A 13,561-nucleotide genomic window follows, 5' to 3' on the forward strand; every position below is an offset into this window, starting at 1 on the left:
TTCTGAGTACATTATTCGATAAAGTGATTATTTTTTAAGATTAACGGGTATAGTGCACACGGGTATCGGGTTCATTTTGTGAGAGTTAGCTCGATGTCGGCTTTTGTATATTTTAAAAACCTCTTGTTTGCGTCCCTCAAAATCTTCGATAGATTTACCTTTCTCTGCTTCTTTCATTGCCCATTCTAATTCGGGATAAGATGCGCCTATTTGATCTTCGTCTGTGCGGGTATCGCCAAAAAGTCCGTCGGTTGGTGCTGCGGTTACGATCTCCTCGGTTATTCCCAGAAATTTAGCAATTTCATAGACTTCCGTTTTCATAAGGTCGGCAATTGGGCTTAAGTCTACGCCGCCATCTCCATATTTAGTATAAAATCCCACGCCAAAATCTTCTACTTTATTACCGGTGCCAGCTACAAGGTAACTATGCAAACCGGCAAAATAATACAGCGTAGACATTCTTAATCTAGCCCTTGTATTTGCTAAAGTAAGGTCTAAAGCTTCAGAAGCTTCCACATTTGGAACTGCCTTTTTAAAATTGTCGAAGACCGGTGTTAAGTTAACTTCCAGGTTGCTTACATTGGCATAATGAGTTTTTAACCAGGCAATATGCTGTTGGGCCCTGGTTACCTGATCTGTGTGCTGGTGAATTGGCATTTCAAGGCAAAGTGTGCGCAAACCGGTTTTTGCACAAAGTGCTGAAGTTACTGCAGAGTCAATCCCGCCACTAATTCCGAGTACAAAACCGTTCATTCCTGCATTTGTAGCGTAGTCTTTTAACCAGTTAACTATATGGTCTACCACTTTTTCAGTTTGCATAATTTTGGGTGATTAAGTTTGTAAATAATACCTTTGCACACAAATCTACTATTTAAACATAATTATTAAAAGGGTAGGGCGTTAAAGCCTTCATAAAGAATCCCTATGTGTAAGAAAATAATTTTCCTATTCTGTATTATCGCTTTTGTTTCCTGTAACGAGGAAGCCGAAATTGAAAAGGAGATCGCTGAGGTGCCGGTAGATTTTGAAGTGGTGCGTTTTGATAGGCAATTTGCCGAAGCTAAACCAGAAGATATTCCGGAGCTAAAACAGGAATATCCATTTTTGTTTCCGCAGCAATTTTCAGATAGTGTTTGGATAGAGAAACTAAATGACACTATTCAGCAGGAAATAGATAGAGAAGTTGGTAAAGCTTTTCCTTCTTTTGAAAATAAAAAAGCAGAACTCCACAGCCTTTTTCAGCATATAAAATATTATTTCCCACAATTTGAAGCGCCAAAAGTATTTACGGTAACTTCTGAAGTTGATTATAAAAATAAGGTGATTCTTCAGGATGATTATTTATTCATTTCCCTGGATACCTATTTAGGAGAAGATCATCATTTCTATATTGGAATCCAGGAATTCCTAAAGAAGAATTTTAAGAAGGAGCAGATACTTCCGGATGTTGCCAATGCATATGCCGAAAAATATGTGGAAAGACCCGAGTCAAGAACTTTTCTAGCGCATTTGGTTTACTACGGAAAACTATTATACTTAAAAGATAGGTTTATTCCTGAAGTACCTGATGCAGAAAAGATAGGTTATACCGAAGAAGAATTCACCTGGGCGCAAAATAACGAAGCTCAGATATGGCGGTATTTTGTAGAAAATGAATTGTTTTTTGATACCGATACCGAACTTTATTCGCGATTTCTATATCCTGCACCTTTTTCAAAATTCTATTTGCAGTTAGATGCCGATTCTCCGGCAATGCTGGGGCAATATATAGGATGGCAGATTGTGCATAGCTATATGGATAAAACCGATGCATCTTTAGAGGAAATGATAGCAACAGATGCCGAAACAATATTTAATAAAGCCAATTTTAAACCAAGAAAGTAATGTCAGAATTTAAAAAATCAGAAATAAATATTGAAGTGGTAACCGATGAAAATCGAGTACCAGAAGAGATTACCTGGAGCGCTGAAGACGGAAATGTTTATAAGGAAGATGCCAAGGCTTTAATGCTTTCGGTTTGGGATAGCAAATCCCAGGAAACCTTACGAATAGATCTTTGGACTAAAGATATGCCGGTAGATGAAATGAAGAAATTCTTTCACCAAACGCTTGTTTCTATGAGCGATACTTTTAACCGTGCAACACAGGATGAAAAAATGACCGCGACAATGAAAGACTTTTGCGATTATTTTGCTGAGAAATTAGAAATTACTCAAAAATAACTACCTTGGGTAAGTTCACGGGACATGCATAGGAAAAAAATTTAATTTAGAAACAGAATATTAAATCTCGATTATCGAGTGGAGAAACTCATCTTTGTTTATAACGCGTTTTCCGGAACACATAATGCTGTTCTGGATGCGCTGCATAAAATTGTAAGTCCCAAATCTTATGCTTGCAATCTTTGCAAACTTACCTACGGAACTTTTTCTGAAAACTCACAGTGGAAAGAATTTCGGCAAAAGTCTGATGTAGAAATGGATTTCCTGCATATAGATGAATTCCGAAAGAAGTATGCTTCTAAGTTTAGCTATAAATATACATTCCCAATCGTTTTGTGGGAAGACGAAGCTGAAATGGGTATTTTTATCCCTACTGAAGAACTGGAACGAGTTCCAAATACTGAAGCTTTAATTTTCCTTATTGAAGAACGGCTTAAAATTTAGCCAGCCGAATTATTAGATCTTAATTCGTTATTAATAGCATCAATATAGTCCAGGATTTCATCCTGTCCTAGTTTAGAGGTAGCCGAGCTAACAAAAAACTCTGGCATCTCTTCCCAGATTTCCAGCATTTTGTCCTGGTAATTATTAATGTTTTTTTCAAGCATCTTCGGCTTTAGCTTGTCGGCTTTGGTGAAAATAATGCAGAATGGAACCTGGTGATCACCAAGCCATTGCATAAATTCCATATCTATGGGCTGCGGCTCGTGCCTGCTGTCTATAAGAACAAAAGCGCAAATCATTTGTTTGCGTTTGTCAAAATAAGCGGTAATAAATTTCTGAAAAGTACGCTTTGTAGATTTAGAAACCTTGGCATATCCATAACCCGGCAAGTCTACAAGATGCCAGTCCTTATTGATCAAAAAATGATTAATAAGCTGGGTTTTTCCTGGTTTAGCTGAGGTTTTTGCCAGTGTCTTTCTATCGGTAAGCATATTTATTAAGGAAGACTTCCCTACATTACTGCGACCAATAAAAGCGTATTCGGGCAGTTTGCTATCGGGGCATTTGTCTACTCGGGTATTGCTTACAACAAATTCTGCCGACTTGATTTTCATCTTAAAATGTTTAAAAATTGATTTTTGAAATAGACCTGAATGAAGTTCTATTAGCCTTAAATAGGTTTATTTAAAATTTCGTTTTTGCAACCAGTCGTGAAGTAGTTCATTAAAGCGTACCGGGTGTTCCATCATAGCAGCGTGGCCGCATTTGTCTACCCAGTAAAGATCTGCATCCGGGAGCAGACGCTGAAAATCTTCAGCTACTTCTGGCGGGGTTACATTATCGTCTTTTCCCCAAATAATACAGGTTGGGGTTTTCATTTTAGGTAGATCTTTGGCCATATTATGTCTAATGGCACTTTTAGCAATAGCAAGGGTTTTTACCAGTTTATTACGATCGCTTACCGTTTCATAAACATCGTCTACCACTTCTTTGGTGGCAACTTCAGGATCGTAAAAAACATCCTGGGCTTTTTTCTTGATAAATTCGTAGTCTCCACGGCGCGGATAGCTCTCGCCCATAGAATTTTCGTAAAGTCCCGAACTTCCTGTAATTACCAGGGCCTCTACCATTTCAGGATATAATTTTGTGGCTAATAAAGCAATATGTCCGCCTAGGGAATTACCTAGCAGGATCACTTTATCGTAACCTTTAAAATCTATAAATTCTTTTAAATATTTAGCAAAAGTCTGTACGCTGGTTTTAAGTAGCGACATGGAATACAAAGGAAGTTCAGGAATAACCACTTTATAACCATGTTTCGGAAAATATTCGGTAACCCCATCAAAATTACTTAAACCGCCCATAAGTCCGTGTAAAATAACTATCGGGGTTCCTTCTCCTTGCTCCAGGTACGTAAACTTTCCCTCTTGCCTTAAATTATCTTTCATTGATTGGCTTTGCGGTTAGCAATCGCAAATATAGCGATTTCATTACAAGTATAATCATTTTTAAGAAATAGCAAAGCCATTTAGGAATTGCATTTCTTCTACATTTTTAAAAATTTTTAACAGGAAAATCACAATAAAAACCAAGACTCTGAAACCTAAATGAATAGCGCTATTTGATAGTCTTTCAGCTAAATACAGTGGAGAAACTTATCAACAAAGTGGTAGAAAGTGGTAAAATGTGGTAATTTTTTCAATATATTTGACTCTATAAAGTATAGAAGTGGTAAACCTCATTGGAACATACGAATGTAAAGCAGATGCCAAGGGCCGGTTAATGGTTCCTTCGGCATTAAAAAAGCAGCTTGCGCCTATGTTGCAGGATGGTTTTGTGTTAAAACGTTCGGTTTTTCAGCCTTGTTTGGAGTTGTATCCAATGCAGGAATGGAATGTTTTAATGGAGAAAATTAACGGGTTGAACCGCTTCAAAAAGAAGAATAACGATTTTATTAGAAGGTTTACTGCCGGTGTGAAGATGGTAGAAGTGGATTCTAACGGTAGGCTTTTAATTCCAAAAGATCTTGTGGGATTCGCCGGGATCAACAAAGAGATCGTACTTTCTTCTGCAGTAAATATTATTGAGATCTGGGATAAAGATAAATACGAAAACACCATTGGCGAGATTTCAGATGATTTTGCTGAATTAGCTGAAGAAGTAATGGGAAACGATGATTTAGATGCAATATCATAATCCGGTATTATTAAAAGAGTCTGTAGACGGCCTTAATATTAAGGAAGATGGCGTGTATGTAGATGTTACGTTTGGTGGTGGTGGTCATTCCCGCGAAATTTTAAGCAGGCTTGGTCCTAACGGAAAACTTTTTGGTTTTGATCAGGATAAAGATGCCTTGCAGAATACCATTGAAGACCCGCGGTTTACGCTAATTCACGAAAATTTCAAATTCATAAAGCGATTTTTGAGGTTTTACGGAATTAAGAAAGTCGATGGGATTTTAGGTGATTTTGGGGTTTCCTCACATCAATTCAACGAAGCAGAAAGAGGTTTTTCTACTCGGTTTGACGCGCGTTTAGACATGCGAATGAATCAGGGAAGTAAGTTGAGTGCTTATGAGGTGATCAATGAATATGGAGAAGAGCAGCTTAAAAAGTTGTTTTACGAGTATGCTGATTTGAAAAATGCGCCGAAGCTTGCCCGGCTTATTGTGGATGCAAGAAAGGAAAAGCCGATAGAAAGCAGCGAACAATTAAACGATTTGCTGAAGCCACATTTATTTAAAGGTAAAGAGAATAAAATACTGGCGCAGATCTACCAGGCAATTCGAATTGAGGTAAACCAGGAGATCGAGGTTTTAAAAGATTTTTTAAGACAAACCGAAGAGCTAGTGGTAAAAAATGGGAGAATCAGTCTTATTTCTTATCACTCTTTAGAAGATAGGTTGGTGAAGCGATACATAAGAAGTGGTTTGTTTGAGGGAGAGCCCGAAAAAGATTTCTATGGAAATATTTCGGTGCCTTTCAAAAAAGTAGGAGGACTTATAGTGCCTTCGGCTGAAGAAATTAAAGAAAATAATAGGGCGAGAAGTGCCAAGTTAAGAGTGGCGAAGAAACTATAGTTTTTTTAAAACTATAGATGAATTCTCGCCATAAGGTTGAAGTTAGAAAGAGATGAGGAAAGGTTTTTACAACATACTACGTGCTAATTTTCTTATTAGCAGGGATGCGGTAAACAACTGGCGCTTTATAGTCTTTTGTACGCTACTCGCTATAATTATGATTGCGAGTTCCCATAGTGCAGAGCGTAAGGTGCATAAAATAGCAAAACTTCATACAGAAGTAAGGGAGTTAAAAAGTGAATTTGTAGATCGTCGTTCCGCATTAATGCGAATAAAAATGGAATCTACAATTACCCAAAAAATGAAAGGTCGTGGAATTCTTCCTTCCGAGAATCCGCCGTATAAAATTAAAGTGAAGATAAAGGAGTAAATGGCTACATCAGAAAAAGGCATATTAAATAGATTATACGTGGTTGCGGCCTGTATGTTCATTTTTGCTGTTGGGGTAGGTGTGAAGCTGCTCGATATTCAGTTTGTGGAGGGAGATTATTATAGAAATCTTGCCGAAGAACGTACTGTGCGAAGCTTTAAAATTCCTGCCAGCCGTGGAAACCTTTACGATGTCAACGGAAATCTTTTGGCAACTTCAGTCCCTAAATACGATATAAGATTTGATGCGGTTACTGTTTCAGATAAAAACTTCCAGGAGAATATAGTGCCGCTTTCCAATAACCTAACCGAAATGTTTGGTAAGTCGGCTGCATATTGGTCTCAACGTTTAAGACAGGCAAGAGCTAATGGGCAACGTTATCTCCCCATTGCGCAAAATCTTGGTTATTCAGAATATATGAAAGTTAAAAGCTTTCCTATGTTCAATTTAGGTGCATATAGAGGCGGTATTATTGTAGAGCAAAGAACTGTTCGGGAACATCCGCTTGGAAAAATGGGGGAAAGAACGGTTGGCTACGAGCGGCAGGATGAAAACGGCTATTTTACCCGTGTAGGTCTTGAAGGCGCCTTTAGCTCTTATTTAAGGGGAACCGATGGGCGTAGGTTAAAACAAAAAATAGCCAAAGGCCAGTGGAAGCCAATTAGTGATAATAACGAGGTGGAACCTAAAGATGGTTACGATGTGATTTCTACTATAGATGTCAATATTCAGGATATTGCACACCATGCTTTATTAAAACAACTCGAGTATTTTGAGGCAGATCATGGTACCGTGGTGGTTATGGAAACCAAAACCGGCGAGATCAAAGCGATGTCTAATCTTGGGCGTACAGAAGCCGGAACTTATTTCGAAAAAAGAAACTACGCGGTTTACGAATCTAGTGAGCCGGGATCTACGTTTAAATTAATGGCGATGACCGCCGCCCTGGAAGATAATGTGATAGATACCAGTTCGGTAATCGATACCGAAAATGGTGTGGTGAGATATTACGGAAGACCGGTTAGGGATTCCCGTCGTGGAGGTTACGGTAAAATTTCGGCAGCACGTGCTTTCGAAGTTTCTTCTAATACTGCTTTCACTAAAATTATTACTGAAGGTTATAAAAATAATCCTTCCAAATTTGTTGATCGCTTATACGATATGGGGCTTAATAGTAAAATAGGCCTGGATATAAAAGGAGAAGGCTCACCACGAATTCCGCATCCAAAAGATAAAAACTGGAATGGATTGAGTTTGCCGTGGATGGCCTTTGGCTACGGAGTTTCCTTAACGCCACTTCAAACACTTAATTTCTACAATGCCATCGCCAATAATGGCGAAATGGTAAAACCGAGATTTATAAAGGAAGTCAAGGAATGGGATAAAAGTATTTTAAAGGTTGAACGTGAGGTGATGAATCCTAGAATTTGTTCTCCTGAAACCGCTAAAAAACTTCAAAATATGATGCAGCATACCGTAGAAAGAGGTACTGCAGCAAATATTTATACCCCAAATTTTTCTATGGCCGGAAAAACAGGAACCTGCCAGGTTGAATACTGGATAGAGCCGGGAAGATACATTTCTTCTTTCGCCGGATATTTTCCTGCCGAAAATCCTAAATATTCGTGCATTGTGATTATTCACAAGCCAAATAAAAGAAAAGGTTATTACGGGAATATTGTTGCTGCACCGGTTTTTAAACAAATCGCCCAAAAGATCTATACCGACACTCCGGTTATGGATATCCTGCCGTCACTTGATATTAAAAATGATAAGGTAGTAGAGGATTTTGAAGCTTATTATGCAAGTTTCGAAAATGAAAAGCTAATAATGCCAGATGTAACCGGAATGCCTGCAATGGATGCTGTTTCTCTTTTAGAAAACCTTGGTTTAAAAGTGAATTTTAATGGAACCGGAAGAGTTAGAGCGCAATCAATATCTGCAGGACAGAAAATAAAAACTAACCAACAAGTAAATTTAAATATAAGTTGAGAGTCTTAAAAGACATATTATATAAAGTAGAGATCGATGCCGTGGTAGGAAATACCTCGGTTACTATTAACAAGCTTCAGTTTGACTCCAGAAAAGTTGAACTGAATGATGCTTTTGTGGCTATTCGGGGAAGTATTTCAGATGGTCACGAATATATAGCCCAGGCAATAGATAAGGGTGCGCTCGCGATAATTTGCGAAGAACTTCCGAAGGAAATTGTAAACGGAGTCACTTATATAAAAGTTGGAAACGCCCAGCAGGCTTTAGCTTTTATGGCTGCGAATTATTTCGATAATCCTTCAGAGAAATTAAAACTGGTAGGAGTTACCGGAACCAACGGGAAAACTACTATTGCTACACTTTTATATAATTTATTTACAAAAGCAGGCTTTAAAGTCGGATTACTTTCTACCGTAAAAGTGATGGTTGCTGAAAATGCTTTTGATGCGGTGAGAACCACACCAGATTCTATCTCTATCAACGATTACCTAAAGCAGATGAATGATGAAGGCGTTGAGTTTTGCTTTATGGAAGTTAGTTCTCACGGGATAGATCAGCATAGAACTACAGGGCTGGAGTTTGCCGGTGGAATTTTTACGAATCTAAGCCACGACCATTTAGATTATCACAAAAGTTTTGCTGAATACCGCGATGTTAAAAAACGCTTTTTCGATGAATTACCGGCCTCAGCATTCGCATTAACGAATATTGATGATAAGAACGGGCAGGTAATGCTTCAAAATACAAAAGCCCAAAAATATACTTACGCCTTAAAATCTTACGCCGATTATAAAGCGCAGATCCTTGAAAATTCTTTCACAGGTTTACTGCTGAAGGTGAATGACCAGGAATTATGGACACGCCTAATTGGAAGTTTCAACGCTTATAATGTTTTAGCTATTTATGCTACTGCAGAACTGTTAGGTCTTGAAAACCTGGAAAGTCTAAAGATTATCAGTGAGCTAAATTCTGTTAGCGGAAGATTTCAATATATCATTTCAAAAGAAGAAAAAATTACGGCGATCGTAGATTACGCGCATACGCCAGATGCTTTGAAAAATGTACTGGAAACTATAAACAGCATCCGTACAAAAAATGAAGAGCTTATAACTGTCGTTGGTTGTGGTGGAGATCGTGATACTACTAAAAGACCAAAAATGGGGCATATCGCCTCTGCTTTAAGTACCAAAGTGATCTTTACTAGTGATAATCCAAGAACCGAAGATCCCGATAAGATTATTGAAGATGTTGAAGCCGGGGTAGAGCCGCAGAATTTTAAGAAAATTATGTCTGTGACCAATAGAAAACAGGCTATAAAAACGGCCTGCCAGATCGCGGGAGAGAATGATATCATTTTAATCGCAGGAAAAGGTCACGAGACCTACCAGGAAGTAAATGGAGAACGTAGCGATTTTGATGACCTCAAGATAGTAACCGAATTTTTAAATCAATTAAATAAGTAAGCCTAAAACTTTCCCAGGAAAGAGTAATTAGAAAACATGTTATACTACTTATTTCAATATTTAGAAGCAGAATACCAGGTGCCCGGGGCGCGTTTATTTGAGTATATCTCATTTAGATCGGCCATGGCCATTATTCTTTCTTTGGCTATTTCTACTATTTACGGAAAAAGAATTATTAGTTATTTGTTGGCGAAACAAGTGGGAGAAAGCGTTCGTGATCTTGGCTTAAGAGGGCAGAGTGAGAAAGCTGGAACACCTACAATGGGTGGTTTGATTATAATTTTTGCAACCCTTGTTCCGGTTTTGCTTTTTGCGAAACTTGAAAATATTTATGTGATCCTGCTAATTGTAACCACCCTTTGGATGGGGGCAATTGGGTTTATAGACGATTATATTAAAACCTTTAAGAAGGACAAAGAAGGCCTCAAGGGCAAGTTTAAGGTTCTTGGCCAGATTGGTTTAGGTATTATTGTGGGAGGTACTTTGTTTTTTCATCCTGGTGTTACCGTAAAAGAGGAAACCAATGAGCCGGCTCCAGAAAAACAGGAACTGGTAGATAGTTTTCAGAATATTCGGGAGATGGGACCGGAAATTAAAACCACCACTACCACCATTCCTTTTGTAAAGAATAACGAATTCGATTATTCCAGTTTAATAAGTTGGATAGATCCTGCTTTAAAGAATTATGCCTGGTTAATTTTTATTCCCATCGTAATATTTATTGTCACTGCAGTTTCTAATGGCGCCAATTTAACCGATGGAATAGACGGCCTTGCAGCCGGTTCTTCGGCAATAATTGTGCTCACGCTGGGGATTTTCGCCTGGGTTTCGGGTAACATAATTTTTTCTGATTACCTGAATATTATGTACATCCCGCGATCTGGCGAGATGACCATTTTTATAAGTGCCTTTGCGGGAGCTTTGGTAGGTTTTCTATGGTACAACACTTATCCGGCGCAAATCTTTATGGGAGATACCGGGAGTTTAACGATTGGCGGAATTATAGCCGTACTCGCTGTTGCCACCAGGAAAGAATTACTGATCCCGGTTTTATGCGGAATATTTCTGATGGAAAACTTATCGGTGGTATTGCAGGTAGCCTGGTTTAAAATCACCAAACGAAAATATGGCGAAGGCCGAAGAATTTTCCTGATGTCTCCTTTGCATCATCATTATCAGAAAAGAGGATACCACGAAAGTAAAATAGTAGTGCGCTTTTGGATTATTGGAATTTTCCTGGCCATTGTAACTATAATCACACTAAAAGTAAGATAAGAAATAGTGAACACTGAAACTCAAAATAATAGTAATTCCGGTAAAAGACTGGTGATTCTCGGCGGCGGCGAAAGCGGTGCGGGAACTGCCATCCTCGGGTTGAAAGAAGGCTTTGATGTTTTTGTTTCAGACAAAGGAAAAATAAAAGAAAAATATAAGTCGGTTTTTGAAGAATTAAAGATCGATTGGGAAGAAGAAACACATACCGAAGCTAAAATTTTAAATGCTGAGGTTGTGATGAAAAGTCCTGGAATTCCTGAAACTGTTTCAATCGTAAAACAATTAGTAGAGAAAGGTATTCCGGTGATTTCAGAAATAGAATTTGCTGCTGCGTTCACTTCGGCAAAAATTATTGGGATTACAGGAAGTAACGGGAAAACCACTACCACCAAATTTGTGCATCATATTTTAAAGAATGCAGGCATAAAAGTAGGGATGGCGGGTAACGTAGGAGACAGTTTTGCGAAACAAGTAGCTGAAACCAAACCCGATTGGTTTGTGCTGGAATTGAGCAGTTTTCAGTTAGACGGAATTAAAGATTTTAGGCCAGATATTTCGGTATTGACCAATATCACGCCAGATCATTTAGACCGCTACGATCATAAACTGGAAAATTATGTTTTTTCGAAATTTAGAATTGCTGAAAATCAAACAGAAAAAGATTTTTTCATCTACGATTTAGACGATGAGATCATCACCAGGTGGTTAGAGAAAAACCCGGTGAAAGCACAAAAATTACCGTTTTCCCTTCAGCAAAAAGTAGAAAACGGATCATATATAGAGAACCAAAATATTATTGTCAATATAAAAAACAACCAATTTAACATGCCAACAACAAAATTAGGTTTACATGGTAAGCACAACACTAAAAATGCTATGGCTGCGGCCACTGTTTCCCAGCTATTAAGAATTAGAAAAGAAACTATTCGTGAGAGTATGGAGAGTTTTCAGGGGGTGGAACACCGACTTGAAAAAGTGCTGAAAATTAATAATGTACAGTACATAAACGATTCTAAAGCAACTAATGTAAACGCTACTTTTTATGCTTTAGAGAGTATGGAAAGCGAAACCATTTGGATTGTTGGAGGTGTAGATAAAGGAAATGTTTATGACGACCTTTTGCCTTTGGTAAATGAGAAGGTAAAGGCTATAATTTGTCTTGGCGTAGATAACCAAAAGCTGATGCAAAACTTCGGCAATTGTGTAGATACTATGGTAGAAACTCAGTCGATGAAAGAAGCTGTGAGAATGGCTTACAGTCTTGCTGAAAAAGGAAATTCGGTATTGCTTTCACCGGCCTGTGCAAGTTTTGATCTTTTTGAGAATTACGAAGACAGAGGGCGCCAGTTTAAAGAAGCAGTAAGAAATCTTTAAAATTAAAGGTTTTAGAGCTAGGCTCTCGTCAAGCTGAACTTGTTTCAGCTTCTAACAAGTTAGATCCTGAACCAAGTTCAGGATGACGTTAAAGAGTTTGGCTGAATAAAAAGAATATTACTAAAAATTAAATGAGCAGTATTTTTTCAAATCTTAAAGGCGATAAGGTTATCTGGGCTACGGCCGGGCTGTTGGCAATATTTTCATTTTTGCCGGTCTACAGTGCCAGTAGTAACCTTGCGTATCTATATGGAGACGGAAGCACTTTCCAGTATGTGGTGGTGCATTTCTTCCATTTGCTTTTAGGTTTCTGTTTGCTCTTTGCTGTACATAAAATTCCCTATCATTATTTTAGAGGGCTCTCCATCTTGTTTTTGCCGGTGGTAATTGTGTTATTGATTTATACCGTTGCCCAGGGAACAATGATTGACGGGGCTTATGCAAGTAGATGGATTCAAATTCCGGGCTTAGGCGTTTCGTTTCAGTCATCTACGTTGGCATCAGTAGTTTTGATGATCTATGTAGCGCGTTACCTCTCTAAAAAAACTAACGATAATCTCACTTTTAAGGAGTCAATTTTACCGCTTTGGGTGCCTGTAGGACTGGTATTATTATTAATTTTGCCGGCCAATTTCTCTACAACAGCTATCATTTTTTCTATGGTGCTGGTACTCATGTTTTTAGGAGGATATCCGGTAAAATACCTTGGAATTATATTCGCTGCCGGCTTGCTTTTATTGACGATGTTCATTTTAACAGCGAAGGCATTTCCGGGACTTTTACCTAACAGGGTAGATACCTGGGCCAGTAGAATTGAAAGTTTTACAAATGATGAAGATACTGAAGCCGATTACCAAATAGAAAAGGCAAAAATTGCTATTGCGAGTGGTGGTGTTGCAGGAACGGGAATTGGAAAAAGTGTGCAAAGGAATTTTTTACCACAGTCTTCCTCAGATTTTATCTACGCGATAATAGTTGAAGAAATGGGATTAATAGGCGCATTTGGCGTGATGGGAGCATATTTATTATTGTTGTTTAGAATCGTAATTGTTGCCACAAAATCGAATACGGTTTTTGGAAAATTACTGGTTATGGGTGTTGGTTTGCCAATAATCTTTCAGGCTTTAATCAATATGGGAGTTGCGGTAGAATTATTTCCTGTTACGGGACAAACGCTGCCACTAATTAGTAGCGGTGGAACATCTATTTGGATGACCTGTATGGCACTTGGAATTATTTTAAGTGTAAGCGCCAAACGTGAGGAAATGAAAGAACGCGAAGAAGCTGAAAAGGAACTGGATAATGAAAATCCTTTAGATATTTTAAGCGAAGCGATATAAGA

The 13,561-nt window shown here is 38.2% G+C and carries 14 protein-coding genes; 11 read left to right on the plus strand and 3 right to left on the minus strand.

Annotated features, from left to right (window positions below):
* Positions 1 to 27: 27 nt before the first annotated feature.
* Positions 28 to 819 (minus strand): NAD(+) synthase, encoded by a 792-nt coding sequence (gene nadE / locus B5440_RS08740; protein ID WP_070053223.1) that lies wholly within the window; start codon positions 817 to 819, stop codon positions 28 to 30.
* Positions 820 to 924: 105 nt separating this feature from the next.
* On the opposite strand from nadE, the gene gldB reads away from it, so the two are divergent.
* From gldB to B5440_RS08755, 3 genes are all read left to right on the plus strand, one after another.
* Positions 925 to 1,884 carry a gliding motility lipoprotein GldB gene (gene gldB / locus B5440_RS08745; RefSeq protein WP_070053225.1) on the plus strand — a complete coding sequence of 320 codons (960 nt, stop codon included), beginning with the start codon at positions 925 to 927 and terminating at the stop codon, positions 1,882 to 1,884.
* A complete protein-coding gene (gldC, locus tag B5440_RS08750) occupies positions 1,884 to 2,222 on the plus strand; it encodes a gliding motility protein GldC (RefSeq protein WP_057482192.1) in 339 nt (112 codons plus the stop codon). The genes gldB and gldC overlap by 1 nt, the downstream gene beginning before the upstream one ends.
* A gap of 78 nt (positions 2,223 to 2,300) precedes the next feature.
* Positions 2,301 to 2,666 (plus strand): GTPase, encoded by a 366-nt coding sequence (locus B5440_RS08755; RefSeq protein WP_070053227.1) that lies wholly within the window; start codon positions 2,301 to 2,303, stop codon positions 2,664 to 2,666.
* Here B5440_RS08755 and yihA read toward each other — a convergent pair.
* On the minus strand, positions 2,663 to 3,280 hold the full coding sequence (yihA, locus tag B5440_RS08760; RefSeq protein WP_070053229.1) for a ribosome biogenesis GTP-binding protein YihA/YsxC: 618 nt from the start codon (positions 3,278 to 3,280) through the stop codon (positions 2,663 to 2,665). The two genes, B5440_RS08755 and yihA, sit on opposite strands and share 4 nt — an antisense overlap.
* 66 nt (positions 3,281 to 3,346) lie before the next feature.
* Positions 3,347 to 4,114: an alpha/beta fold hydrolase gene (locus tag B5440_RS08765; RefSeq protein ID WP_070053231.1), complete on the minus strand. Its 768-nt coding sequence runs from the start codon at positions 4,112 to 4,114 to the stop codon at positions 3,347 to 3,349.
* Between the two features lie 280 nt (positions 4,115 to 4,394).
* Between B5440_RS08765 and mraZ the strand changes: the two genes are divergently transcribed.
* The 8 genes from mraZ to B5440_RS08805 all read left to right on the plus strand — a co-directional run bounded on the left by mraZ (position 4,395) and on the right by B5440_RS08805 (position 13,559).
* A complete protein-coding gene (mraZ, locus tag B5440_RS08770) occupies positions 4,395 to 4,862 on the plus strand; it encodes a division/cell wall cluster transcriptional repressor MraZ (RefSeq protein WP_070053233.1) in 468 nt (155 codons plus the stop codon).
* The gene (gene rsmH / locus B5440_RS08775) at positions 4,849 to 5,745 is read left to right on the plus strand and encodes a 16S rRNA (cytosine(1402)-N(4))-methyltransferase RsmH (protein ID WP_070053235.1); all 897 of its coding nucleotides are present in this window, start codon (positions 4,849 to 4,851) and stop codon (positions 5,743 to 5,745) included. The genes mraZ and rsmH overlap by 14 nt, the downstream gene beginning before the upstream one ends.
* Before the next feature lie 52 nt (positions 5,746 to 5,797).
* Complete coding sequence (locus B5440_RS08780; protein WP_070053237.1) at positions 5,798 to 6,115, plus strand: FtsL-like putative cell division protein; 318 nt, start codon at positions 5,798 to 5,800, stop codon at positions 6,113 to 6,115.
* Positions 6,116 to 8,107, plus strand: coding sequence for a penicillin-binding protein (locus B5440_RS08785; protein ID WP_070053238.1), 1,992 nt, complete (start codon positions 6,116 to 6,118; stop codon positions 8,105 to 8,107).
* Positions 8,104 to 9,570: a UDP-N-acetylmuramoyl-L-alanyl-D-glutamate--2,6-diaminopimelate ligase gene (locus B5440_RS08790; protein WP_070053240.1), complete on the plus strand. Its 1,467-nt coding sequence runs from the start codon at positions 8,104 to 8,106 to the stop codon at positions 9,568 to 9,570. The genes B5440_RS08785 and B5440_RS08790 overlap by 4 nt, the downstream gene beginning before the upstream one ends.
* A 36-nt stretch (positions 9,571 to 9,606) precedes the next feature.
* Positions 9,607 to 10,845, plus strand: coding sequence for a phospho-N-acetylmuramoyl-pentapeptide-transferase (mraY, locus tag B5440_RS08795; protein ID WP_070053241.1), 1,239 nt, complete (start codon positions 9,607 to 9,609; stop codon positions 10,843 to 10,845).
* Between the two features lie 6 nt (positions 10,846 to 10,851).
* Complete coding sequence (gene murD / locus B5440_RS08800; protein WP_070053242.1) at positions 10,852 to 12,219, plus strand: UDP-N-acetylmuramoyl-L-alanine--D-glutamate ligase; 1,368 nt, start codon at positions 10,852 to 10,854, stop codon at positions 12,217 to 12,219.
* A gap of 131 nt (positions 12,220 to 12,350) precedes the next feature.
* On the plus strand, positions 12,351 to 13,559 hold the full coding sequence (locus tag B5440_RS08805) for an FtsW/RodA/SpoVE family cell cycle protein (protein WP_070053243.1): 1,209 nt from the start codon (positions 12,351 to 12,353) through the stop codon (positions 13,557 to 13,559).
* Positions 13,560 to 13,561: the final 2 nt, after the last annotated feature.

Origin of the sequence: Salegentibacter salarius, assembly GCF_900168265.1 — a bacterium.
Lineage (GTDB): Bacteria > Bacteroidota > Bacteroidia > Flavobacteriales > Flavobacteriaceae > Salegentibacter > Salegentibacter salarius.

What these genes read in the sequence shown, in the direction of transcription:
- nadE (WP_070053223.1), bottom strand. Translation starts at nt 819, where the DNA reads ATGCAAACTGAAAAAGTGGTAGACCATATAGTTAACTGGTTAAAAGAC.
- gldB (WP_070053225.1), top strand. Translation starts at nt 925, where the DNA reads ATGTGTAAGAAAATAATTTTCCTATTCTGTATTATCGCTTTTGTTTCC.
- gldC (WP_057482192.1), top strand. Translation starts at nt 1,884, where the DNA reads ATGTCAGAATTTAAAAAATCAGAAATAAATATTGAAGTGGTAACCGAT.
- yihA (WP_070053229.1), bottom strand. Translation starts at nt 3,280, where the DNA reads ATGAAAATCAAGTCGGCAGAATTTGTTGTAAGCAATACCCGAGTAGAC.
- B5440_RS08765 (WP_070053231.1), bottom strand. Translation starts at nt 4,114, where the DNA reads ATGAAAGATAATTTAAGGCAAGAGGGAAAGTTTACGTACCTGGAGCAA.
- rsmH (WP_070053235.1), top strand. Translation starts at nt 4,849, where the DNA reads ATGCAATATCATAATCCGGTATTATTAAAAGAGTCTGTAGACGGCCTT.
- B5440_RS08780 (WP_070053237.1), top strand. Translation starts at nt 5,798, where the DNA reads ATGAGGAAAGGTTTTTACAACATACTACGTGCTAATTTTCTTATTAGC.
- B5440_RS08785 (WP_070053238.1), top strand. Translation starts at nt 6,116, where the DNA reads ATGGCTACATCAGAAAAAGGCATATTAAATAGATTATACGTGGTTGCG.
- mraY (WP_070053241.1), top strand. Translation starts at nt 9,607, where the DNA reads ATGTTATACTACTTATTTCAATATTTAGAAGCAGAATACCAGGTGCCC.
- B5440_RS08805 (WP_070053243.1), top strand. Translation starts at nt 12,351, where the DNA reads ATGAGCAGTATTTTTTCAAATCTTAAAGGCGATAAGGTTATCTGGGCT.